The organism is Paraburkholderia sp. RL18-101-BIB-B (genome assembly GCF_046026985.1).
Classification (GTDB): domain Bacteria; phylum Pseudomonadota; class Gammaproteobacteria; order Burkholderiales; family Burkholderiaceae; genus Paraburkholderia.
Genome location: NZ_JARESV010000059.1, coordinates 12,828 through 36,613, shown reverse-complemented (window position 1 = coordinate 36,613; position 23,786 = coordinate 12,828). Strand labels below are relative to the sequence as shown.

20 protein-coding genes and 1 riboswitch are annotated in these 23,786 nt (G+C 65.2%); of the genes, 9 read left to right on the top strand and 11 right to left on the bottom strand.

Annotated features, from left to right (window positions below; all coding sequences use genetic code 11):
* Positions 1–47 precede the first annotated feature (47 nt).
* Both P0D73_RS40595 and P0D73_RS40590 read right to left on the bottom strand, forming a co-directional pair.
* A complete protein-coding gene (locus tag P0D73_RS40595) occupies positions 48–4,592 on the bottom strand; it encodes a translocation/assembly module TamB domain-containing protein (RefSeq protein WP_408435578.1) in 4,545 nt (1,514 codons plus the stop codon).
* A 28-nt stretch (positions 4,593–4,620) separates the two neighbouring features.
* Positions 4,621–6,450 (bottom strand): autotransporter assembly complex protein TamA, encoded by a 1,830-nt coding sequence (locus P0D73_RS40590; RefSeq protein WP_408180691.1) that lies wholly within the window; start codon positions 6,448–6,450, stop codon positions 4,621–4,623.
* A 640-nt stretch (positions 6,451–7,090) separates the two neighbouring features.
* On the opposite strand from P0D73_RS40590, the gene P0D73_RS40585 reads away from it, so the two are divergent.
* The 4 genes from P0D73_RS40585 to panD all read left to right on the top strand — a co-directional run bounded on the left by P0D73_RS40585 (position 7,091) and on the right by panD (position 9,607).
* Positions 7,091–7,276 carry a DUF3460 family protein gene (locus P0D73_RS40585; protein ID WP_007175923.1) on the top strand — a complete coding sequence of 62 codons (186 nt, stop codon included), beginning with the start codon at positions 7,091–7,093 and terminating at the stop codon, positions 7,274–7,276.
* Between the two features lie 4 nt (positions 7,277–7,280).
* Positions 7,281–8,150 (top strand): segregation and condensation protein A, encoded by an 870-nt coding sequence (locus tag P0D73_RS40580; RefSeq protein ID WP_408180692.1) that lies wholly within the window; start codon positions 7,281–7,283, stop codon positions 8,148–8,150.
* 186 nt (positions 8,151–8,336) lie between these two features.
* On the top strand, positions 8,337–9,170 hold the full coding sequence (panC, locus tag P0D73_RS40575) for a pantoate--beta-alanine ligase (RefSeq protein ID WP_408180693.1): 834 nt from the start codon (positions 8,337–8,339) through the stop codon (positions 9,168–9,170).
* A gap of 50 nt (positions 9,171–9,220) precedes the next feature.
* Positions 9,221–9,607, top strand: coding sequence for an aspartate 1-decarboxylase (panD, locus tag P0D73_RS40570; protein WP_408435576.1), 387 nt, complete (start codon positions 9,221–9,223; stop codon positions 9,605–9,607).
* 204 nt (positions 9,608–9,811) lie between these two features.
* Here the strand turns inward: panD and P0D73_RS40565 are convergent, their stop codons facing one another.
* Positions 9,812–10,450 (bottom strand): nucleotide-binding protein, encoded by a 639-nt coding sequence (locus P0D73_RS40565; RefSeq protein WP_408180694.1) that lies wholly within the window; start codon positions 10,448–10,450, stop codon positions 9,812–9,814.
* 221 nt (positions 10,451–10,671) lie between these two features.
* Here P0D73_RS40565 and P0D73_RS40560 point away from each other — a divergent pair, with 221 nt between their 5' ends.
* Positions 10,672–11,091: a PaaI family thioesterase gene (locus P0D73_RS40560; protein ID WP_408180695.1), complete on the top strand. Its 420-nt coding sequence runs from the start codon at positions 10,672–10,674 to the stop codon at positions 11,089–11,091.
* 91 nt (positions 11,092–11,182) lie between these two features.
* Here P0D73_RS40560 and P0D73_RS40555 read toward each other — a convergent pair whose 3' ends face one another.
* Positions 11,183–11,599, bottom strand: a complete 417-nt coding sequence (locus tag P0D73_RS40555; protein ID WP_408180696.1) for a DoxX family protein — start codon at positions 11,597–11,599, stop codon at positions 11,183–11,185.
* A 144-nt stretch (positions 11,600–11,743) separates the two neighbouring features.
* Positions 11,744–13,204 (bottom strand): cobyric acid synthase, encoded by a 1,461-nt coding sequence (locus P0D73_RS40550; protein WP_408435583.1) that lies wholly within the window; start codon positions 13,202–13,204, stop codon positions 11,744–11,746.
* Between the two features lie 264 nt (positions 13,205–13,468).
* Between P0D73_RS40550 and cobU the strand changes: the two genes are divergently transcribed.
* Genes cobU through P0D73_RS40530 form a run of 4 tightly spaced genes read left to right on the top strand, consistent with a single transcriptional unit; the run spans position 13,469 to position 16,982 of the window.
* Positions 13,469–14,023 (top strand): bifunctional adenosylcobinamide kinase/adenosylcobinamide-phosphate guanylyltransferase, encoded by a 555-nt coding sequence (gene cobU, locus P0D73_RS40545; RefSeq protein WP_408180697.1) that lies wholly within the window; start codon positions 13,469–13,471, stop codon positions 14,021–14,023.
* A complete protein-coding gene (cbiB, locus tag P0D73_RS40540; RefSeq protein ID WP_132376957.1) occupies positions 14,023–14,958 on the top strand; it encodes an adenosylcobinamide-phosphate synthase CbiB in 936 nt (311 codons plus the stop codon). The genes cobU and cbiB overlap by 1 nt, the downstream gene beginning before the upstream one ends.
* Positions 14,951–16,012, top strand: a complete 1,062-nt coding sequence (gene cobD, locus P0D73_RS40535; protein WP_408435573.1) for a threonine-phosphate decarboxylase CobD — start codon at positions 14,951–14,953, stop codon at positions 16,010–16,012. Before cbiB ends, cobD begins: the two co-directional genes overlap by 8 nt.
* Positions 16,013–16,070: 58 nt before the next feature.
* On the top strand, positions 16,071–16,982 hold the full coding sequence (locus tag P0D73_RS40530) for a cobalamin-binding protein (RefSeq protein WP_408435571.1): 912 nt from the start codon (positions 16,071–16,073) through the stop codon (positions 16,980–16,982).
* 27 nt (positions 16,983–17,009) lie between these two features.
* Here the strand turns inward: P0D73_RS40530 and cobC are convergent, their stop codons facing one another.
* From cobC to P0D73_RS40500, 6 genes are read right to left on the bottom strand one after another with little or no spacing between them, the layout of a single operon-like run.
* Positions 17,010–17,600 (bottom strand): alpha-ribazole phosphatase, encoded by a 591-nt coding sequence (gene cobC / locus P0D73_RS40525; protein WP_408180700.1) that lies wholly within the window; start codon positions 17,598–17,600, stop codon positions 17,010–17,012.
* Positions 17,585–18,361: an adenosylcobinamide-GDP ribazoletransferase gene (locus tag P0D73_RS40520; protein WP_408293716.1), complete on the bottom strand. Its 777-nt coding sequence runs from the start codon at positions 18,359–18,361 to the stop codon at positions 17,585–17,587. Before P0D73_RS40520 ends, cobC begins: the two co-directional genes overlap by 16 nt.
* A gap of 42 nt (positions 18,362–18,403) precedes the next feature.
* Positions 18,404–19,465 carry a nicotinate-nucleotide--dimethylbenzimidazole phosphoribosyltransferase gene (gene cobT, locus P0D73_RS40515; RefSeq protein ID WP_408293714.1) on the bottom strand — a complete coding sequence of 354 codons (1,062 nt, stop codon included), beginning with the start codon at positions 19,463–19,465 and terminating at the stop codon, positions 18,404–18,406.
* Between the two features lie 37 nt (positions 19,466–19,502).
* Complete coding sequence (locus P0D73_RS40510; protein WP_408435569.1) at positions 19,503–20,342, bottom strand: ABC transporter ATP-binding protein; 840 nt, start codon at positions 20,340–20,342, stop codon at positions 19,503–19,505.
* Positions 20,339–21,391: a FecCD family ABC transporter permease gene (locus P0D73_RS40505; RefSeq protein WP_408435567.1), complete on the bottom strand. Its 1,053-nt coding sequence runs from the start codon at positions 21,389–21,391 to the stop codon at positions 20,339–20,341. Before P0D73_RS40505 ends, P0D73_RS40510 begins: the two co-directional genes overlap by 4 nt.
* Before the next feature lie 39 nt (positions 21,392–21,430).
* On the bottom strand, positions 21,431–23,323 hold the full coding sequence (locus P0D73_RS40500; RefSeq protein ID WP_408435565.1) for a TonB-dependent receptor domain-containing protein: 1,893 nt from the start codon (positions 23,321–23,323) through the stop codon (positions 21,431–21,433).
* Between the two features lie 91 nt (positions 23,324–23,414).
* Positions 23,415–23,671: riboswitch (cobalamin riboswitch) on the bottom strand.
* Between the last annotated feature and the right edge of the window lie 115 nt (positions 23,672–23,786).

Below are 23,786 nucleotides of genomic sequence, written 5' to 3'. Positions count from 1 at the left end.
CGTTTTTATTTGCCTCTGCGCGAAGATTTAAGCGCGCCCGCTGCCCATCACCAGCGGATCCGGTCAAAGCGCCGCGTATAGAGCAGATCGACGCCGGAGAACGTGCCGCCGTAAGCCGCGACCGACCAGTAACGCGTCAGGTTGACCGTCGCCTTGATCGCATTGCTCGCCGACTGCAGCCCCTGTTCGTAGCCGATTACGAGCCGCTCGTTGATCGCCTTCGACACCATCACCACCTGCGGATCGGTCAGCCCCACTTCGCTTCGTCCGATCGAAAACTCGTCGAGCCCGAAAGTCTGCGCGATCCGCTTGCCGCTTGCGCTGCCGAGCAGTGCGAGCGCCGTCGTCATCGTGCTTTGCTGGCCGAGGTTATTACCCTGATCCGTGCCGTGGCCGAACAGCAGCCACGAGAGCTTTTCGTTATCCGGCACGTTCGGCTCCGACACCAGCTTCGCCGTCGGGAATTGAACCGTGCCCGTGACCTGCACGCCCGCCTCGACCTGCTGGTTGCGGCGCATGGCCAGGATGTTGATGCCCGGATTGGCCACAGGCCCGTTGAAGGTGAAGAAGCCGTTCTCGATGTTGAGCTTGCGGCCGAACGCGGTGTAGGTCGAGCCCTGCGTGACGCGCACGTTCCCCACCGCGCGCAGTGGCAGGTTCGGCGCGCTCATCGCGGTGATCGTGCCGGTCAGACCCAGGTCCGCGCCCTGGCCGCGGAAGCGGAAGTTGTTGCCGAGGCTGATGTCGATATTGGCGCGCGGGGCGAACGGGCCAATCGGCTTGTTGGTGCCAGGCACAGGCGGTGGCCGCTCGCCGGCCACCGAACCGTCCGGGCGCACCACCACGACGTCGTCGCCGAGCTTCGGCGCGGACTGCTCCGGCATGTCGAACAACGCGTGATCGACGACGAATTTGCCGTTGATCGCCATGCCGCCTTGCGCGCCGGCATTCGCGACGCTCGCGCTGCCTGACAGCGACAGGTTGCGATCCGGCGCCGCGAACAATTCGAGCTTGTCCGCGACGATGCTCGCCGTCAGATCCGGCTCCGCGCCGTCCAGACGCACACGGCCGGTGGCGCGCAAAGTGCCGCTCGCGCCATTGAATTCGACCTGTTGAAAGTCCACCAGATTGTGCGAAAGCGCGATGCGCACCACGCCGTCCTTCAATTGCACGCCCTGATCGACCATCGTCGCGGAGAGACCGTCGCCGAGCAGCGAGCCGGTCAGGTTCGGCTTGGCGACGGTGCCGGCGAGCGCGAGCTTGAGCGCGAGGTGGCCGTCGAGCAGATAGCTCGGACCGAACAGGCCGCCGGTGGTTTTCAGCGACGGCACGTTGGCGTTCACATTGCCGGTGAGCGCGCCGTCCTCGTTGACGGTCAGGAAGCCGTCGCGCATCACCAGCGTGGTGTGCGCGTCGGCGTCGATCACGCCGATGCGGCTCGCCTGCGCGTGAAAAGTGGCGTTGAGCCGGTTGCCGCCGCTGAATTCGGCGCGCGCGGCGATACTCGAAATACCGAGCGAGGCGAGGCCACGGCCGATTTCAACCGTGACGTCGCCGCTACGGCGCTGCAACTGGATGTGGCCGGTCGCCGTGCTGCCGAGCGCGAAGTCCCAGTCGCCGTCGAACACCAGATCGGTTTTGACGTGCGGCGGCTCACCCGTGATCTCGTGCCGCAGGGCCTGCAGACGCGCGACTGAAATGCCGGTCAAACTGCCTGCCGACTGAATCTTGCCGTGGTCGAAGGCAAAGGTTTTCAGGCTCAGCACCGCGCCTTCGAGCGTGAGCCGCGTCGTGCCGAGCGTCAGGCGGTCCGGCCCGGCGCTGACGGCGAGCGGCGACTCGAGATTCAACGCCGGTGTGCCGCGATTCTGCAGGCGCGTGACGGTGCCGTCCCAGCGCGTGCCGTCGCGCGCTTCGGTCAGCTTGCCGTTGGCGGCTAGCGTGAGATCGAGCGGACGGTCTTGCAGCTTGCCGGTGGCGGCGGCCTCGAGCGTGTGATTGGCGCGCGTGCCGGACAGACGCGCCGTGAGCACGTTCAGATCGACGCCGCCTGCGCTGAGGTTACGCGCGTCGGTGGTAAAGACCAGCGCGCCGTTCGCGCCGTCGCGCAGTTCGGCGTGTCCTTCCGCGTGGCCGATGCGGTTACTGCCGAACACCACGCTGTCGGCCTTGTAGTTCAGCACGACATTCGGATGCGCGAACGAGCCGGTGACGTCGCCATCGGCCGCGACGAGTCCGGCGAGACCGAAGCCGAGGCGCTCCAGTTCCGGCGCGTCGACGCGGAACTTCAGCCGGTCGCCGCGTGCGCCGAAGCTGCCTTGCAGATCCACCTGGTTGCCCGCGACCGAGAGGTTCGCGCGGCTCGGCAAAATCCGCGAGCCCGCCAGTTGGATTGTGCCGCCGCCGGTCAACGGCAGGCCGTCGTAGACGCTCGGCCCGAGCTTGAATTCGGCCTTGGTCGTGAAGACCGGGCCGAGCATGCCGGCCGCGGTGAGCGTGCCGTTCACACGTGCCTCGATCTTGCGGGCAGGCGGGGCGCCGCGTTTCGGCGGCGGCGGGGTTTTGCGCTCGACTACTTCGCTTTTGACTGCCGCCTTGGCGGTGTTTTTCACGACGGCGGCGGCCTTGTCGGCGGGCGCGGCGCTTTTTGCGCCGGCCGTGCTGCCCACTTGCGCGGCAGCCTCCGCGGTTTTGCTGTTTTTGGCACGGCTTGCCGACGGTGCCGGCGTCGGTCCAGTCACCGGCTTGCGCGACGGCATCTGCGAAGCCAGCGTCAACGGGTCGAAATCGATCAGCTGCGCTTTCAGGTTGTAGGTGGAATTCGCGTCGTGCTTGAGCGCGCCTGACAGATCGATGCGGCCTTTGCCCGACGTAATGCGTACGTCATTGAAGCTCATGCGGGCGGGATCGAATGTCACTTTGCCCTGGGCGCGCAGCGCCGCTTTCGGGTCGGCGAGATCGAGTGTGAGGCTCTGCACGTCGTCGTTCAGACGCACGCCGATAGGGCCAGACAGCTGTGTGGGCCGCACCGTTGCTTGCAGCGCGTTCAGGTCGAGGTTGGCGACTTTCAGATCGAACTGCCCACGCTTACCGCTCAGTGCGCCGCCACCAGTGAGCGTGGCGTTCTTTACGAGTCGCACGTTCAGGTTCGAGATGCGCTGCGCCTGGGCGTCGAGCCGAACGTCGGCGTTGGCGTCGATGATCGGCAGCAGGTTCTGGTCGATCGCACCGGGTTTGGCGTTGACGATCGAGACGTGGCCGGTGACTGCGAAAGTCGCGGCGGGTTTGGCGGTGGTGTCGGGGTTGGCGTCGCGTTTGCCGGTTGTCGCTATGGGTGGTTGCGCTGCGCTGGCGGCATTGCCTGCGCCCGCGAGGGCGCTTTGGCTGGCAGCGCGGCCGGCACTGGCTGCGTTGGCTGAACTGGAAGCGTTGGTGGCGTGGGGGGCGTTCGTGGTACTCGCAGCCTTCGTGACGCTCGTGGCATTGCCACCACTCGCCGAACTCGCGGCCTTTGCCGCTGCCTTCGCCCCACTTGCCGCACCGGCCCCGCGCGCAGCGCCTGTCGCACTCGCCGCACTTGCCCCCGTTACCCCACTCGCCCCCAACACGACCTCTTCCGCCGCACCCTGCCCCACCGGCTGCAACTCCGCCCGAACGGCCAGGTCGGCCAACGGCGCGCCGGGCGCAAAAGCCTGCGGGTTGATGTGATCGAAGGTCAGCGTAGCGCGCTGCAACGGCACGTCGCCGAACGGCGTAGCCTCGACCCTCGCATGACCGGCGAGTTTCATGCCGCTTGCATCGAGTTCCGCGATGAGATTCTCCAGCGAGCCGCTTAGATGGCCACCCACCTGTACCGCCTCGTCGTTCACCTTGCCCGAATAGCCGACGTCCCCAGTCAACGGAAACGGCCGCACACCGTCGAGTTTGGCGGCCGCCGTCACCGCGCCGAACGGCGTGTCCAGCCGCTCGATCGCGGCCTCGTGATGGCGTCCGTCGCTACGTCCATGAAAGACGAAGCGCGAGAATTCGGTCGTCGACGCGCCCTGATGCAGCAGCAGCTTGTCGACCTGGACATCGCGAACGTCGAGCTGCATCGGTAAGCGCAAGTCTTGCGGCAGCTTCACCGGCCCGCTGCTGCTCGACGACGAAGAACCAATACGCGCGTCCACCGTGCCGATATGCAGATAGTCGATGGTGAACCGCCACGGCTCGCGCGCGAGCGCCCAGCGGCCGGCCACGCGGTCGATCTGGATATCGGTGCCGCTGCCTTCGAGGCTGCGCCACCGCACTTGCCGCAATTGCAGGCCATTGGCGAGAGCGCCTCGCTCCAACGTGCCGCTCAGCTTGCCGCCCAGCAGCTTCACCGCCGCCTGCCACGCATAGGCGGTGCCGCGCTCGGTCGTCAGCGCGCCGTACAACAAACCCACCGCCAGCGCGAGCAACAGCACCAGCACGGCCACCGCCCACGCGAACGTTTTCAGCAGCAACCGGCCGAGGCGGCGCCTGGGCGGCGGCTGCTGTTCGGGCGGCTGCTCCGGCGGTTGTGCACCGGGGGGCTGCGCGGGAGGTTGGGCGGAAACGTCCGTGGTCATGCGTGGATCATGTGGAAGCAGGTTTTCATCAGAAGGCGATGCCAAGCGTCAGATACGGCCGCACGCTCTTGTTGCGAATGCCGTAGGCGACATCGACGTTGACCGGGCCGACCGGGCTGCGCCAGCGCGCCCCGACACCGACGCCGGGATAAAAGACTTTTTCGCCCCACGTGTCGGTGGCGGTGCCGATGTCGAAGAACGCGGCCGCGCCCCAGTCGTGACTGAACCAATGCTGGTACTCGGCCGAGCCCGTGACGAGATACTTGGTGGGCAGCACCGAACCGTCGACGTTGTTACCGATACTCTGATAGCCATAGCCGCGCACCGAATTCGAGCCGCCCGCGCGAAACAGCAGCGAGGCCGGAATGCCGCTCGAAGGGCCGCTCGTGAACACGCCGCCTAGTTCGGCGCGAATCAGCACGAGGTCTTCCTTGCCGATCGGCAGATACTGCTGGCCGCGCGCGTAGCCGCGGATGAAAGTCTGGTCGGTCAGCGCGCCTTTGACCGCGAAGCCCGCCTCGACGTGAATCAGGTTGCCCTTGCGCGGGAACAGCGGATCGTCGGTATTGCGCCGGGTCCACGACCAAGCCGGCACCAGCGCGCGGCTCGTGGTCGGCGCGAACGCGTTCTGATCGAGCCGGTCCTGGTAGAAGAGGAGCGAGTAGTTATAGTCGATGAATTGCGAGGTCCGGGCCCGTTGCACGCCGCCGCGAATACTGTAAATGCGCGTGTCGGATACGTCGGTCGTAGTGTAGGACGCCAGCACGCTATTGGTCCACGCACGCGGCCCCGGCGGCATGGCGAGCTGAATTTGCCCGTATTGCTGGATCTGGTCGATGCGCCCCTGGATGGTGAACGGCCACGCTTTGCCGAACGTGTCGAGATACGAATAGGAACCCTGGACCAGCGGGCCGTTGTCCGTCGAGTAGCCGACCCCGCCTCGAATGCTGTTGTACGGATATTCCGACACCTTCACGTGCACCGGCGTCTCGACCGGCTTGGCCGGGTCGCTGTCCACGTCGATCGCGACGCTCGCGTAGTACGGCGTGTTCTGCAACTGCCGCTGCAATTCGGTGATGCGCTGAACGTCGTAGATATCACCCTCGGAGATCGGATTCACGTTCTCAACGATCTTTTCCGGATAGCGCCGCGTACCCGATACATCGAGCTTGCCCATCGTGAAGGTCGGCCCGCTGTCGTACGTGACCAACAGTTTCGCCTCGTGCGTGCGTGGATCGACCCGCGCCTCGGAGTGGTAAATCTTCGCACCCAGATAGCGGCGCGCCTGCAGCGCCTTGAGCGAGGCGTTTTTCGCATCGTCCCAATCGCCCTGCGAGAACGGATCGCCTTCGTGCAGCGAAAATGCGAAGCGCGCGGCGTTTTCCTGGGCCGGATCCTCGGTCAGCACCGGCCCGCGAAACGACAGCGAAATCGATGAGATGACGGTCTGCGGGCCGGGATCGACGCTCACCGTGACGCGCTTCGCATTGTCGATAGTGCGCACGTCGGTGCGCACGACCGGGCTGAAATAGCCCTGCGTGGAGGCCAAGTCGCGGACCTGCTGGGGCGTGGCGGTAATCAGAAACTCGAACTGGTCGTCGCTGATGTCAGGGCGCTTGGCGAAACGCGCGATATCCAGGTGCGCTTCGAGCAGCTTGCGCAGCGAGCGCGGCGTGGCTTCGATATCGACCTTGTAGCTAGCCGCCGCTTTTGCGGCGTGGGCGTTGTCGGTGGCAAGCGTCAGCATGACGAGGGCGAATGCCAGCCACGTGCGCCACCAGCGCCGCATGGGCGTGCGATGCCCGCGCCCGGAACTGGCCTTGCCGCGCCGCAGCTTGTCGATCGCACACCCCGCCAAACAGGACCTCCAGCCGTGGTTGATGAATTCTTGTCGCTCAGCCGCGCCGCGGCGGCCGAAGCACGCTATTTGACCACATCGGCGGGACGCCGCGAGATCTCTAAAACTGTGTCCGCGGCTTGCCGGCGGGCTTTACCGTCGGGTTCGCGCGCGGCGCGCCATGCAGCGTGACGCCGACGCGGGTGTCGATGCCGATGCCAAAGCAGCTGGCCGGTGCCGGTGCCGGTGCCGGTGCCGGTGCCGGTGCCGTTGCCGTTGCCATTGCCATTGCCATTGCCATTGCCAGTGCCAGTGCCGGTGCCAGTGCCAGCGCCAGTGCCAGTGCCAGTGCCAGTGCCAGTGCCGCTTAGCCGATGCGGACACCAATGCCACCGTGTCGCGCTAACGCCAAGCACCCACAACGCCCGCAACGCCCACAACAGCCGCAACACCGCCACGCCCGCCGACGCGCCCGCCTTTGACGCACGCCCTGCCACGCGGGTTCCGGCTATTTTCACGCGCCGCCCGCCCGGCCTGGCCGCCGTTTTTCGACCGCGCGCCGCGCATGCGGTAAAATTATGGAATAGCAGCGGCGCCGCGCGAGGCAACGGGCCAATGAGCGCCGGGCAGCCGCCAATTCCTACACCACGGACGTCGAGCCATGTATCAATCGGACATCACCCAGTTCCTGAACCAGCTCAAGCAACAGAAACCCAATCTGGAAGCCGAACAACGCCGCGGCCGCGCGCTGCTGTGGGACAAACAGCCGATCGATCTGGAAGAACGCGCCGAGCAAAAAGCCTCGCGCGTAGAACAGACGCCTTACTCGTACTATCAAAACTTCTAAGCGCGTGAGTCACGCCGACGAGGCACACGGCGCAGCGCCGGCCGACGCCGCGCTCGCCGCGCCCGCCACCGATTCGACACCGGACATCGTCGACGGCATTGCTTTCGCACGCCTGTACGGCGAGCCGCTCTTCAAGCTGCCGACGGATCTGTACATCCCGCCGGACGCGCTCGAGGTGTTTCTCGAAACGTTCGAAGGACCGCTGGATCTGTTGCTGTACCTGATCCGCAAGCAGAACTTCAACGTGCTCGACATCCCGATGGCAGACGTCACGGTGCAATACCTCGGCTACGTCGACCAGTTGCGTCAGACCAATCTCGAACTCGCGTCCGAGTATCTGCTCATGGCCGCGATGCTGATCGAGATCAAGTCGCGCATGCTGCTGCCGGTGAAGAAGGCCGACAGCGGCGAAGAAGCCGAGGATCCGCGCGCGGAGCTCGTGCGGCGCCTGCTCGAATACGAGCAGATGAAGCTCGCCGCGCAGCGCATCGACCAGTTGCCCCAACTCGGGCGCGATTTCCTGCGCGCCGAGGTCTACATCGAGCAAAGCATCACGCCGCGTTTTCCGGACGTGAACAGCGAGGACCTGCGCGCCGCGTGGGCCGACGTGATCAAGCGCGCCAAGCTGGTCCAGCATCACAAGATTTCGCGCGAAGAGCTGTCGGTGCGCGAGCATATGAGCTCGATCCTGCGGCAACTGCAGAACGCGCGCTTCATCGAGTTCTCCGACCTGTTCGACACGAGCAAGGGCGTGCCGGTGGTGGTGGTGAATTTCATCGCCGTGCTCGAGCTGTGCCGTGAATCGCTCGTCGAAATCACCCAGGCGGAGCCGTTCGCACCGATCTATGTGCGCCTCGCCTATCTGCCCGCCTGAAGCCCTCGAACCGGGCGCAATTCCGCCCGGCGGGAGAAGGTGCCTCTTTTCGGTGCGGCAGGCACGCAAATCCACTACAATCCGGCGCTCCGAACCTGTCATTACCAGTGAGGCCGCGGGCCGCGCAATCCCAAGGGTTTTGCGTCCATCCGGTCTTGCGCCGCGCGAGGAAATCCCTGTCCGATCATGAAAGTCATCAGCTCGATCCATGAATTGCGCGACCAGTTGCGCGGCCAGAATCGCACGGCCTTTGTGCCGACCATGGGCAACCTGCACGAGGGCCATCTGTCGCTGATGCGTCTCGCTCGCCAGCACGGCGATCCGGTCGTGGCGAGCATCTTCGTCAACCGGCTGCAGTTCGGTCCGAATGAGGATTTCGACAAATACCCGCGCACGATGGAAGCGGACATCGAAAAGCTCCAGAAGGAAAACGTCTACGTGCTGTTCGCGCCGACGGAAAAGGATCTGTATCCAGAGCCGCAGGAGTACCGCGTGCATCCGCCGCACGATCTGGGCGATATCCTCGAAGGCGAATTCCGGCCCGGTTTCTTCCAGGGCGTGTGCACAGTGGTGATGAAGCTGATGTCGTGCGTGCAGCCGCGCGTCGCCGTGTTCGGCAAGAAGGATTACCAGCAGTTGATGATCGTGCGCCGCATGTGCCACCAGTTCGCGCTGCCCACCGACATCATCGCCGCCGAAACCGTGCGTGACACCGACGGCCTCGCGCTCAGCTCGCGCAATCGCTATCTGCAGGCCGCCGAGCGCGCCGAGGCGCCGATGCTGGCCGCTGAACTGAATCGCGTGCGCGATGCCGTGCTTTCGGGCGAGCGCGACTTCGCAAAAATCGAACAGGCGGCGATGGCGGCTCTTGCCGCGCGCGGCTGGCAACCCGACTACATCGCAGTGCGCAAGCGCTCGGATCTGCTGCCGCCGGGTCCGCAAGATGCGAACGCGGAACTGGTCGTGCTGGCCGCCGCCAAGCTTGGCGCCACTCGTCTTATCGACAACCTCGAAATCTGAAGCCGTCTTAGATAGCGTAGACACGCATAAGAAATCACACAGGATTGGTCATGCAACGCAACATGCTGAAGTCGAAGATCCACCGCGTCGCGGTCACGCACTGCGAGCTGCACTACGAAGGCTCGTGCGCGATCGACGAAGATTTGCTGGAAGCGGCGAACATCGTCGAAAACGAGCGGATCGACATCTGGAACATCAACAACGGCGAGCGTTTCTCGACTTACGCGATCAAGGGTGAACGCGGCAGCGGCATGATTTCGCTGAACGGCTCGGCCGCGCGGCGCGCGCAGCTGGGCGATCTGGTGATCATTGCGGCGTTCGCGGTGGTGGATGAAGCGGAACTGAAGACCGGCTGGAAGCCGGACCTGGTATTCGTGGACGACAACAACAAGATCAAGGGCAGCCGCGATCACGTACCGACGCAGAACTGGACCTGAGCGCGCTGTTGTTCAATTGAGCGTTCGTTACGCTCGCCGCGCGGAGGGTTGTCTAGGGCGAGCCACAGCGCAGGGGCGTCAGACGCAGATCTGGACCAGAGCAACTCGTAGTCCACTGGCGCACGCCTCGCGCGAAGCCCTCAGGATTAACAACGTCGGCCGCATCATCATGCAGCGGGCGGCCAAGCCGCCTGCCCTGCCGCTTCAACCCTTCTTGCCCGTGCCGTTAGTCCACTCGACGATCGGCTGCCACTGTTCCAGATCCTTCTCCACGCGGCTTTTCGCGACGTCCCACAAGGTCAGCCCGTGGGCCGCCAGTTGCACGTAATTCTGCGTGTCGCGCAAGAAGCCCAGCACCGGCAGCTTCAAACCCTCGACAAAGCGGTGCAGTTGCTCCGCCGAGCGCGTGCGCGCATCGACGCGCATGCCGACTACGCCGATTTCGATCGCGCCTTTCCTGACCGCTTTCTCCTTGGCAAGCCGCTCAAGGAATTCCTGGGTGGCCAGAATATCGAACATGGACGGCTGGAGCGGCACGATCACCTTGTCGGCCAGATCCAGCGCGATACTCAGACGATTGCCGTGCAGCCCGGCCGGCGTGTCGATGACAGCGTGCTCCAGCCCTTTGGGCGGTCTGGCCGGCGCGTCCTGATTGACTTCCCAGCTTTCGATGGCCGGCAGCGTGTCGGGCCGCAGCGACAGCCACGCGTGCGCGGACTGCTGCTTGTCCAGGTCCGCCAGCGCGACCCATTCGCCGGCCGCGGCGAAATAGCCGGCCAGATTGGTCGCCAGCGTGCTTTTACCCACGCCGCCCTTCGGATTCGCCACCACGATCACCGTCATGAATTCTCCCGGAAAGAAGGCTGGACGCCGCCAGCCGGTTTGCCGCGTATTTGCTCTGACCTGCGCAAGTGTGCCCGCATTCGTGCCGGACTCGTGCCGGGTTCAGGTCCACTTGCCGACCCAGCCGTTGATAATATCGACAAATGCACGTTGGCCGAAGCCCCCAAACGGGTAATTGGCCGCCGTGTCCCGCCGATTTTTCCATCGAGGAACCGAATCTCATGAGCAAACTCCGCCCGGAATGCACCGTCGAACACCTCCACGAACGCCAGGAAGGCTCGCTGCCCGCCTTGCTGGGCGTGCATGTGCTGTCGCTGGAAGAAGGCGTCCTAACCGCGGAATTGACCGTGCGCAAGGAATTGCTCGCGCCGAACGGGTTTTTGCATGCCGCCACCGTGATCGGTCTCGCCGATACCGCCTGCGGCTACGCCTGCATCGCGCATCTGCCGCAGACGGCGCGCAATTTCACGACCATCGAGCTGAAAAGCAATTTTCTCGGCACGGCGACGGAAGGGACGATTCGCGCGGTCGCGAAAGGCGTGCATCTCGGGCGCAACACGCAAGTGTGGGACGCCACGGTCACCGATCCGAACGGCAAGACGATGGCGTTGTTTCGCTGTACGCAGATGGTGTTGTATTGAGTGCATCAACGTGGCGCAGCGCGGCGTCGCGCCATGAAAAAAAAGCACGCGGCCTTCCGGGCGCGTGCCTTTGATTACAAGTGTGGACCGATCAGGCAGCCACCGCCCGCGGCGCCTTCACCCCACTAAACGCCAGCGCTCCGCCACCAAGCAGCGATTGCACTACCAACGTCACCGCCCAGAACGCCGGATATTCCCAGCCGCCGTTCGGCGATGCGAAACCCCAGCCGTTATGCAGATGCTGCGACATCGCGCCGAGCATGAACGGCAGCAGCACCAGCGCGACCCAGCGGACCTGCACGCCGAGCAGCAGCGCAATGCCGCCGAACAATTCGACGAACGCCGTCACGTAGCCGAGCCAACCGGGCAAACCGAGCGAGACGAAGAACTGCGCCGTGCCGGGCAGCGTGAAGACGAAAATCTTTTGCAGACTGTGAGCGAGATACAGCACGCCCAAGGCGACGCGAAGGAGTAAAGCGGCCAGATCGGCGGAGCGGTTCGAGTTCATGACGAGATCCTTGTCGAGAGAGACGGTCCCGAGGCGGCCGTCGATGTCAGAACTCTATTCGAACCATATGAGGTGAAAAACCGCTCTACAGGCTTTGATTATTTCCCAACAGGATTTAATCGGCACTGCGCGCTCGACGCCCCATCACCCAATCGCCGCAAACAATTTCGGCAGATCGAGATGCTGCGCGAGCGTATCCGCGAGACGTTCCAACGACGCCTCGCGCAACGCCGGGTAATCGATTTCCTCGGCGTCGGTCAAACCTGCCCAAGCGAGCAAGGCGGCGCACGCGGCCGGCGTGTCGAACAGACCGTGCACGTAAGTCGCGAGAATCTGGCCATCGGCGGAAATCGCGCCGTCGGGATACGCCGCCTGCGTGTCGCCCAATCGCAGCGCGGGCGCGTCGAGCGCCGGGCCGCGCGTCTCGCCCATATGAATCTCGTAGCCGGCCACGTCGGGCGAACCGGGCAACGCCAGGCGTCCGGTCACGTTCTTCAGCGTCTTCTCACGCGTGAGCACCGTCGAGTAGTCGAGCCAGCCGAGTCCCGCCGACGTCCCCGGCGCGCCCTCCACACCATGCGGATCGGCCACCTCGCGCCCGAGCATCTGCATCCCGCCGCAAATGCCGATCACACGGCCGCCATAACGCAAATGCTTTTGCAGCACCGCGTCCCAGCCTTGAGCGCGCAAAAACGCCAGGTCGCCGGGCACGTTCTTCGAGCCAGGCAAAATGATCAGATCGGCCGGCGGCACCGGCGTACCGCTTCGCACGTAATGAAAATCGACCTGCGGATGCGCGCGCAACGCGTCGAAATCCGTGTGATTGCTGATGTGCGGCAGCACCGGCACGACCACTCGCAGCATGCGCGCCGCGCCGCCGCTGTGCGCCGCGCGCAATTCGGGCGGCAGCATGTCTTCGGCGTCGAGCGTCAGGCCGTGCAGATAGGGAATCACGCCGAGCACCGGTTTGCCGGTCTTCGCTTCGAGCCAGTCCAAACCGGGCTTCAGCAAACTGACGTCGCCGCGAAAGCGATTGATGATGAAGCCGCGCACCCGCGCCTGCTCGCTCGCCGACAGGCACGCAAGCGTGCCCGTGAGATGAGCGAAGACGCCACCGCGGTCGATATCGGCCACCAGCACGACCGGGCAATCGACCGCCTCCGCGAAACCCATGTTGGCGATATCCCGATCGCGCAAATTGATCTCGGCCGGACTGCCCGCGCCTTCGACAAAAATCGTCTCGTACGCCGCCTGCAGTCGCGCATACGATTGCAGCACCGCTTCGAACGCGATGGGTTTGTAGTCGTGATACGCCCGCGCGTCGAGATTCATGCGCGCCTTGCCGTGGATGATCACCTGCGCGCCGCGATCGCTCGTCGGTTTCAGCAGCACCGGGTTCAGATCGGTGTGCGCGGCAATGCCCGCGGCGACCGCCTGCAAGGCCTGGGCGCGGCCGATCTCGCCGCCGTCCACCGTCACCGCGCTGTTGAGCGCCATGTTCTGCGGCTTGAACGGCGCGACCCGCACCCCGGCGCGGCGCGCGAGCCGGCACAGACCGGCGACCAGCGTGCTCTTGCCCGCATCGGACGTGGTGCCTTGGATCATCAGCGTACCGCGCGGCACGGGTACGGCGTCAGGCAGGGTCGAAGTGGTGGTCACGGATCCTCGGGCTCGGAGAACAGGCATCAATTCAGGCAATGGATCGGGCAGTCAGGCAGTCCGTGCCGGTCAGTCGGCCACGCAAAAATCGGACAATCGTTGCGGCAAGCAGCAACGCATCCTACATGCAGCAGCGCAGCGCGTGGACCGCGTCGAACGCGGCATTATCCCATCGCGCCGGCCCGCGCTGCACGCCGGTACAATCACGCGATGACTCCCCGCGACCTCACCTTCGTTCTCGGCGGCGCCCGCTCAGGCAAGAGCGTGCATGCCGAACAGCTTGCCAGCGACAGCGCCCTGCCCGTTACCTACATCGCCACCGCGCGCGTAACGGACGACGCCGAATTCCGCGCGCGCATTGCCCACCATCGCGAGCGGCGTCCGGCGCATTGGCGGTTGTTCGAAGCGGGCGTCGATCTCGCCGGCGCCGTGACGCAAAGCGACGCGCCCGGCCACTGCATCCTGATCGATTGCCTGACGCTGTGGCTCGCCAATCTGCTCTGCCCGCCCGAAGGCGAAGGCCTGCCGGTCGATCAATATCACGCGCAGGTCGCCGCGTTCGAAGCGGCGCTCGCCAATGCCAAAGGCAAGCTCATCGTGGTCAGCAACGAAATCGGCCTCGGCGTGGTGCCGCTCGGCGCGGCCACGCGTCTTTACGTCGATGAACTCGGCCGGCTCAACCAGCGCATCGCCGCGTTGAGCACCCAGGCCACGATGATGGTCGCCGGTCTGCCGCTCGCGCTGAAAACCGCGAGCCCCGCGTGATGCTCTCGCTCCCGCTTCTCGTGACGCTGGCCACCGCGGGCGTCGCCGTCGACCGCTGGTTCGGCGAGCCGCGCGCGGCGCATCCGCTGGTGGGCTTCGGCAAATGGGCGACGCGTCTCGAAACGCGCTACAACACCGGCCGGCGTTTAAGGCTCAAAGGTCTGCTGGCGTGGTCGCTGGCGGTGATGCCGCCAGTTCTGATCGCATGGTGTCTCATCGCCGTGCTGCCGTTTTTTGCGGCCTGCGTGGTGCATGTACTGTTGCTGTGGTTCGCGCTCGGCGCGCGCAGTCTGCACGATCACATCGCGCCGATCGCTCAGGCGTTGGCGCGGCGCGATCTCCCACAAGCGCGTTTGCTGACCGCGCGCATCGTCTCACGCGAAACCGCGGATGCCGACGAAGGCGCGTTGTCGCGCGCCGCCGTCGAATCGGCGCTCGAAAACGGCAACGACGCGATCTTCGGCGCGCTGTTCTGGTTCGCCATTGCAGGCGGTCCGGGCGCGCTCGCGTTTCGTCTCGCCAACACGCTCGACGCGATGTGGGGTTATCGCACGCCGCGCTATTTGCGCTACGGTTGGGCGGCCGCGCGCATCGACGACGTGCTCAACTGGATTCCCGCGCGTCTGACCGCCGCCAGCTATGCGCTGCTCGGCGACACGCGCACCGCGTGGCGCTGCTGGCGCGAGCAGGCGCCGCGCTGGGACAGCCCGAACGCGGGACCGGTGATGGCCGCCGGCGCAGGCAGTCTGAACGTGTTGATCGGTGGCCCGGCGGTGTATCACGGCGCGCTCGAACACCGGCCGACGCTCGGCTTCGGGCATTCCGCGAAAGCCAGCCACGTGACCGCCGCGTTGGCTCTGGTTGAGCGCACGGTCATTCTGTGGCTCGCGGTGCTGATCGTGCTGGCGCTGTTGAGCGTGCCTTTTCATGGTTGAGCGAATGACCAGTCGCGCGAACGAAACGGGTGCCGCAATCGACGCGGTCGTGCACGGTGGCAATCTGCACGAAGCGGCCAGCCGCTATGGCATTCCATACGAGCAATGGCTCGACCTGTCGACGGGCATCAATCCGCACGGCTATCCGGTCCCGCCGATTCCCGCCGATGCCTGGCGCCGCCTGCCCGACGACGGCGACGATTTCGCCGCCTGCGCCGCGCGCTACTACGGCGCGCCCGATGCGGCGCATGTGCTGCCCGTCGCAGGCAGCCAGGCGGCGATTCGCGCGCTGCCCGCGCTGCTGCCGCGCGCGTGCGTCGGCATCGCGCCGCTTACGTATAGCGAATACGCGCCTGCGTTCAAACGCAGCGGCCATGAAGTGATGCCGCTCGATGTCGGCTGGGAAACATTGCCCGAAGCGCTCATGCATGTAGTCGTCGTGAATCCGAACAATCCGACCGCCGCGCATCTGAGCGCCGCAAGGTTGTTGCACTGGCATGAGCAGTTGAGCGCGCGCGGCGGCACGCTGCTGGTCGATGAAGCCTTCGCCGATACGATGCCGTCGGCGCCGCTCGCGGCGAGCACGCATTGCGAGGGCTTGATCGTGTTGCGCTCGCCGGGGAAATTCTTCGGCCTCGCCGGCGTCCGCGCGGGATTCGTTCTCGGTGCGCCGGCGTTGCTCGAGCGTTTGCGCGACACGCTCGGCGCGTGGACGGTCAGTGGTCCGGCCCGTCACGCCGTCAAAGCCGCCTTCGCCGATGAAGCCTGGCAACGGGATATGCGCACTCGGCTCGATGCCGAAAGCGCGCGACTGGTTGACCTGCTGCATGCACAGGGCTTCGTCACACGCGGCACACCGCTCTTCGCGTGGACCGACGACGCGCACGCCGCCGCTTTGCATGAAGCCCTCGCACGACGCGGCGTATGGACGCGTCTGTTCACTTCGTCGGGCAGCGTCCGATTCGGCTTGCCTGCGAGCGAGGCCGAATGGACACGCTTCGAAGAGAGCTTGCGCGAAGGCGTACGAGAGATCGATGCTACGCGAGCGTGCTGATCCAAAGAATACGAAGCCCTCGCCCCCACAATAACTACGCGCCCCGCGGCCTCGCCCGATGAACCGACTCGCCCGCTTCACCTTCGCCGCCGCGGTCTTCGTCAACGCACTGCACGCGCGTGCCGCCATCTCCGTCATCGACGATACCGGCGCAACCGTCACCCTGCCCGCTCCCGCGCAACGCGTCATCAGCCTCGCGCCGCACGTCACCGAATTGCTGTATGCCGCGGGCGGCGGCGCGAAAGTGGTCGGCGCCGTGTCGTACAGCGACTATCCGCCCGAGGCGAAACAGTTGCCGCGCGTCGGCGATAACAAGGCGCTCGACCTTGAGCGCATCGTCGCACTCAAGCCCGATCTGATCGTGGTGTGGCGGCATGGCAATGCGCAGCGTCAGCTCGATCGACTGCGCGAGATGCACATTCCGCTGTTCTTCAGCGAGCCGCATCATCTCGACGACGTGGCCGTGTCGTTGACGAAGCTTGGACAACTGCTCGGCACGTCATCGGCGGCGGATGCGGCGGCGGCCGCCTACCGTCTGGACATCGCGAAACTGCGCAACCAGTATGCGAGCCGTCCGCCCGTCAGCGTGTTCTATCAGGTGTGGGACCAACCGTTGATGACGCTCAACGGCGAGCACATGGTCAGCGACGTGATTGCGCTGTGCGGCGGCCGCAACGTGTTCGCCAAACTTGAACCGCTGGTGCCGACCGTCTCGACCGAAGCAGTGCTCGCGGCGAATCCGGAAGCGATCGTCACGGCGGCACCGGGCGCGACCAAACCGGACACCACCTTGCCGCAACTCGGCACATGGCGCGCATGGCCGAGCCTGACAGCGGTGGCAAACAACAATCTGTTCGCTATCGACGGCGATCTGATCAACCGCCCGGCGCCGCGCATTGCGCAGGGCGCGAAGCAAATGTGCGAAGACCTCGAAGTGGCGCGCTCACGCAGAAAGCCTGGCGCGCAGTAACGCGCGGGTGATCAGCCGCGACCCGCCTCACGCATTCCAGCGCACCAACGACCACTGCTGCGTTGCATCGTTTCTGCGCAACCAGACGATCCCGCTCATATCGAGCGACCATCGCAGACAGCGTTCCAGCGGCACGTCCAGCACGATCGACGCAATCGCCCGCATTACACCCGCGTGCGTGACCACATAGGCCGGCGACAACTCACGCGTGAGCGCGAATGCGTCGAGCCATGCACGTACTCGCGCGACGAACTGCGCGACGCTCTCGCCACCATGCGCGCGCGCGTGTTCGAAGTTGGCCGCCCAGTCGTCGAGCAATTCGCGATCGATGGCGTCCCAGCGTTGCGCTTCCCAGTCGCCGAAATTCATTTCCATCAGACGGTCGTCGTGACTGATCACAGAGCCGAAGTCGTTCGCCAACTCGGCGGCGAGCGCCGAGCAGCGCTTCAACGGACTCGACATCAGCACGCGTGGCGCGGGCACCTGCAAAGTCGCGAGCTTCAGGGCGAGCGCGGTGGACGATACCTCGGCATCTTCGGCGAGCGCCACGTCGCTGTGGCCGTAACACACGCCCGCATCGAGCGCGACCGCGGGATGACGAATCAGGACGATATCCATGCGAGCCCCACCAGGTAGATGCTCAATTCGAAAACTTGCTGCGCGAAACCGAGGCAATCGCCGGTATAACCGCCAATGCGTCTGACGAAATAACGGCCCATTGCCACGCGAAGTACGAGCAGAACCACGGCCACCGAGCCCGCGAAGCGCCAGTCCGGCGCAGCGAGCCCGTTCGGCCACAGCAGCCACGGCAAGCCGAATATCGCGGCGCACATGAACGCACCCGCGCTCAGGCGCTGCGCCACCGGTTTGGCCTTGCCTTCGGCACGCACGTAATCGAGCGTAGCCAGGTAGCTGATCGCACAGCTACGGCTCGCCGCGTGCGCGGCAATCATCAGACTTGCGGCACGCATCGGCGGCAATGCAACGAGCGTCTGCCACTTCAATGCAAGCGCGATGACGAGCGCGATAGCGCCGAAAGCGCCGATGCGCGAGTCATGCATGATTCGCAATACATCTTCGCGCGTATAGGCGCCACCGAACGCATCGACGCAATCAGCCAGACCGTCCTCGTGGAACGCGCCGGTCACGAGCAGCGACGCGGCCATCGACAGCAGCACCGCCACGCCCGCGGGAAATACGCGCAGCGCGGCGAGATAGACCACCGCGCTCAATCCGCCGATCAATACGCCGACGAGCGGAAAATAACGCGCCGCCGCGTTCAGGTAGTGCGGCTCATAGCCAACCCAGCGCGGCACAGGCACGCGCGTGAAATAGCCGAGCGCCGTGAAGAAATAGCGCAGTTCCGCGAGCGGATTCATGTGTGTGCCGGTCGAGCGTTTCTGTCTGAAGGATCAAGCGGATCACGCATCGCGATTCGCGACGCCGGCCGATTCGAAGCTCGCCATTTCGTTGACGAACGCCGTTGCCGCGCGCAACAGCGGCACCGCGAGCGCCGCGCCAGTGCCTTCGCCAAGACGCATGTCGAGCGACAGCAACGGCAGCGCGCCGAAATGATCGAGCATGCGCCGATGCCCCGCTTCGTTCGACGCATGCGCAAATACGCAATACTCGCGAATGCTCGGCGCGAAGGCGTCGGCGATCAGCAAGGCCGAGGTCGCGATGAAGCCATCGACCAGAATCGTCATACGTGCCTCGGCGGCCGCGAGATAGGCGCCCGCCATCATCGCGATCTCGAAGCCGCCGAAGGTGGCAAGCACGTCGAGCGGATCGGTGGACACGGGGTGACGTGCGAGCGCCGAGGCCAGCACGTTGCGCTTCCTCGCGAGCCCCGCGTTGTCGAGACCCGTGCCGCGGCCGACGCATTCGTCGATCGGCACGCGGCACAGCCGGCTCATCAGACACGCGGCCGCCGAGGTGTTCGCAATCCCCATCTCCCCGAAACCGATCACATTGGTGCCGAGCGCCGCGTGATGCCGCACGCGCGCCGCGCCCGCCTGCATCGCAGCGAGTGCCTGGTCGCGGCTCATGGCCGGCTCGCGCGCGAAATTGCGCGTGCCGGCCGCGACGGGAATGTCGACGAGACCCGCCGTCGACGGCAACGGCGTCGCAATGCCCGCGTTGACGACTTCGAGCTCGATGCCCGAGACGCGGCTCAACGCATTGATCGCCGCGCCGCCGGCGAGGAAGTTGACGACCATCTGCGCGGTCACCGCCTGCGGATAAGGGCTCACGCCCTCTTCGGCGACACCGTGATCGCCGGCGAAGACGATCATCGCCGGGCGCGTCACGGTGGGACGCGTCGTGCGCTGAATCAGGCCCATCTGACACGCGAGCGTTTCGAGCCGGCCGAGACTGCCGGGCGGCTTCGTCTTGGTATCGATGATGTGCTGCAGCTCGTCACGCAGCGTTTGATCGAGCGGTTCGACTTCGGGCAATCCGGGCAAGCGTGGCAAAGAAGTCATGAGCGTGTGTCTGAAAGAGAATGTGGGAATGAAGCGATCAGCTTGCCGGCGTGTCATGTCCGGCAGGCGATCCGTGACGCGCGCGCGGCGCGGGAATCAGCGCCTCGTGTTCGCCGTCGCGAATCAGAATCAACGGATAGCCGAATGCGCGGCTCGCCAGCGTGGGCGTCAACACGTCGTGCACCGGTCCGGCATACGCGCCGCCCGCGCCGTCGAGCAGCAGCGCATGCGTGGCGAAGCGGCGCGCGAGGTTCAGGTCGTGACATGAAAACATCACTGTACGCCGAGGCTCGCGCGTCCACGTGGCCAACGCCTCGAGGCAGTCGATCTGATGATGCAGATCGAGATGCGACAACGGCTCGTCGAGCAGCAGCAACGGCGCTTCCTGGCATAGCACCGCCGCCAGCGCCACGCGTTGCCGCTCGCCGCCGGAGAGTGACAGCACATCACGCGCGGCGAACGCGGCGAGGCCCAACAAGTCCAACGCCGCGTGCGCCGCTTCACGATCAGCTTCGCGCTCCCAGCCCCAGCCGGTGAGATGCGGGAAGCGGTTGAGCATCACGATATCGAGCACGCTCGCGCTGAATGCGTCGGGCGCGTTTTGCGGCATCAGCGCGCGGCGTTGCGCGAGCGGCAGCGGCGGCCAGTCGGCGAGGCGCACGCCATCGAGTTCGACATGTCCCGCCGACGGTTGCAACAAGCCCGCGAGCGTGGAGAGCAAGGTTGTCTTGCCCGCGCCGTTCGGGCCGGCGATGCACCAGATCTCGCCTGCGTAGAAGGTATGCGTGAAAGCGTCGAGCAAAGTGCGCGCGCCCACACGCAAGGTCAAACGTTGCGCGCTGAGGACGGATTCGGAAATGGAGTGAGCTTGCATCATCGGCGCCTGTGCAGGAGCATCCACAGAAACACCGGCACGCCGATCATCGACGTGATCACGCCGACCGGCAGCTGCGCCGGCGCGATCACGGTACGCGCGATCAGGTCCGCGCCCATCACCGCGACGCCGCCGCCGAGCGCCGCGGCCGGCAGCAGCATGCGCTGATCGTTGCCGAACGCGAGCCGCAGCATGTGCGGCACGACCAGTCCGACAAAGCCGATGGTGCCCGCCGTCGTCACCGCCGCGGCCGCTGCCAGCGAAGCCACCAGATACACCCGCAAACGCAACGGCATCACGGCGACGCCCAACGCCTGCGCGGCGGCGTCGCCACGCAGCAGCACATTCAGACGCGGCGCGACAGGCACGATCGCAACCAGCACGATAGCGAGGGCGGCGAGCGCCGTCCAGGGCATCGTGCCGCCGTTGAGGTCGCCGGTCAGCCAGAACAGCATGCCGCGCAAGCGATTGTCGGGTGCGAGGTTGAGCAGCAAAGTAATGAGCGCGCCCCAGCCCGCAGCGATCACCGCGCCAGTCAACAGCAAGCGCGGCGACGTGTCCTGCGGCTCGCCGCGCCACAACTCGCGGCGCGCGAGGCCGAGCACCAGCAGGATCGACACGAATGCGCCGGCGAACGCGCTCGCGTCGACGATCCACCATGCGCAACCGGCGATCATCGCGATCAGCGCAAAGGTCGCCGCGCCGCCCGATACGCCCAACACGTAGGGCTCGGCGAGTGGATTGCGCAACAGCACTTGCAGCAACGCGCCGGCCAGCGCGAGCAACGCGCCGCAGGCGAAACCGGCCACTGCGCGCGGCAAGCGCAGCGTGCGGACGATCTCGGCGGCTAAGTCAGAAGAACCGACAGACGACGCATGCGACGGCATCAGCGCCGCCAGCACGCGCATCGGCGCAAGCGACACGCTGCCCAACGCAAGCGACGCCATCAACACCGCCAGCGCGATCACTGCGAGCGCAAGCCAGATCGCGGCCGCGCGCTTCGCGCTCATCACGCGCAGTGTCGCGGGCATCGAACTCGCGTGTCGGCTCATGTGTCGGCTCATCCGCACGACCTTAGCGAAGCGACTCGCTCACTGCTGCTGCCAACCAACCGTGAGATACGCACCGCGCCGCGGCGAGTTATACGAGTAGGCCGTTTCATAGTCCTTGTCCAACAGATTCTGGATTTGCGCGGCCACGTACCATGCTTTCGTGATGTTGTAGCGCGCCGACAGATTCACCACGCCATAGCCGCCCAGCTTGCCGCTGCTGTCATTGCTCGGGCCGCTCACGATCCACTCGCCGCCGACGCGCCACGCGGCGATGCTGCGGTTCACCGTCAGCGCACCGAAGCGCCGCGCACGCCGCACGAGGTCGGCATCGTTGTCGAGGTCGACGGGATTTTGCAGCGTCACCGACGCGCGCACGTCCGTCTTGCCGACATGGCCGCTCCACGATCCTTCGAGCCCCTGCACCTTTGCATGGCCGACGTTCTGTGCCAGATAGATACCGGGCGTCACCTGCTCATAGTTAATCAGATTCGCGTAGCGCGTCTGGAATGCGGTCAGGCGCATCACGCCGAGCGCATTGGACGCGTACTGCAGCGCGGCTTCGATCGAATGGCTGCGCTCCGGTTGGATCGACGGATTGCCGCTGAACGGATAGTACAGATCGTCGAAGCTGGGCGCGCGAAACGAATCCGAATAGCTTGCGGTCACCTTCCAATGGCCGGTGATGTCGAAGCCATAGCCGAGATAGTAACTGTTCGCTCCGCCGAAATCGGAATACTGGTCGCGCCGCACGTTGGCCTGAATCTGATTGCGCCCGAAGCGCCCCGTATAGCCGACGAAACCTGAATCCACATGCCGGTCGGGCGCCGCGAACGTATCCGAATCGAGGCTCTGATCGAGATGCTCATAGCCGACCTGCAACTTCTGCTGCGCGGCCAGCGCGAAATCGCTCTGCCATGTGTACTGGCGATTGTCGGTATCGAAGCGGCCGTTGTACACGCCGTTGGTATTCGACACGCTGCGGTCGTCACCTTCGGCGACGATGAAGTGCGTCGTCCACCAGTCGGTCAGCCTGCCGTTCGCGAACACCGAGACCTGGCGCACTTTGCTGTACAGGTTGTTCAGATCGGTCGGCACGCCGTACGCATTGTCGTAGCTGTTGTTGCCGTTCGACTGGAAGTAGCTGGCGCCGGCATCCCATTTGTCGTTGAACTTGTGGCGCAGCGAAGCCGAGATGCTCTCGTTCAGATAGCCGTTCGCATTCGGATTGGCGTTGGGCGCCTCACGTGGATTGAGCGACGAGAAGCCGTCGTCCTTCGACCGCGCGAGCGAAATGCTGAAGGTCGTCTTGCCGTCTTTATCCAATGCGCCGTTCACGCCTGCCTGCTGCGTCTGCGTGTGATAGCTGCCGTAGCCCAGCGAAAAATTGAAACGCGGCGGGTGGTCACCGCCCTCTTTCGTGAATACCTGCACCACGCCGCCAATCGCGCCCGAGCCGTACAACGCCGACACGTTGCCGTTCACCACCTCGACGTGATCGATCTGGTCGAGCGGAATCTGCGCGAGTTGCGGCGCACCCAGGCTCACCGAATCGACCCGCACGCCGTCGATCAGCAGCAGCGATTGCGTCGACGACGCGCCGCGCAAATAGAGGCTGGTCGTCGAACCAGGGCCACCTGTACGCGAGATTTGCGCGCCGGGCGCGAGTTGCAGGAGGCCGGGCAAATCGGTCGCGGTGGTGTCGGCGATATCCTGCTGATCGAACAGCGACGTCTGCGGGATCGCATCGGCGAGTGCTTGCGGCCCGCGCTCCGCGGTCACCACCACGGGCGACAGCACCGCCGAAGACGGCACGGCGGCCGATGAATCCGCCGCCGAGGACGAAGAAGAAGATGAAGGAGCAGCTTGCGCAGGCACGACGATCGGCAGGCCCGCGAAGGCGAGCAACGCCGCGCGGGCGAAGGGGGACAGCATGGGATGAAAGTCCTGTGGATAGCGTGCGCGGCCCGCTTCCCCGCAGGCCGATGCGTAACGAGGCGCCCGCGTATTTAACATTTTCGCGCGTGACGTGCCTCTCCCTCTGGCCGGTATCCGGGCTGGCGACACATCGATTCCGCCTTCCCACGCGTGACGCGCAGTGGCACACTCGCGAGTTGAACTTCCAACACGCGATCAGAATCGACTTGCATGACGAATGCGGTCGCTTACCGTTGCGGGGGCAGCGCAGGTTGACGCGTTCACGTGAACGGCGCGCCCTGCTTCCCGTTTAACTGCGCGCGCCGTTGAAAAGCGCACGCGGGCACCAGAGTGCGGCAAGTTTAGGAGCGGCCTCGGGGTCCGTCAACAATGCCGGGACCGTGGGCCATCTGTTCTGTTAAGTGCAGGCTATTGTCCGACGCGTGAGTACTTTTTCATCATATGGTCGATAAAAGCCTGC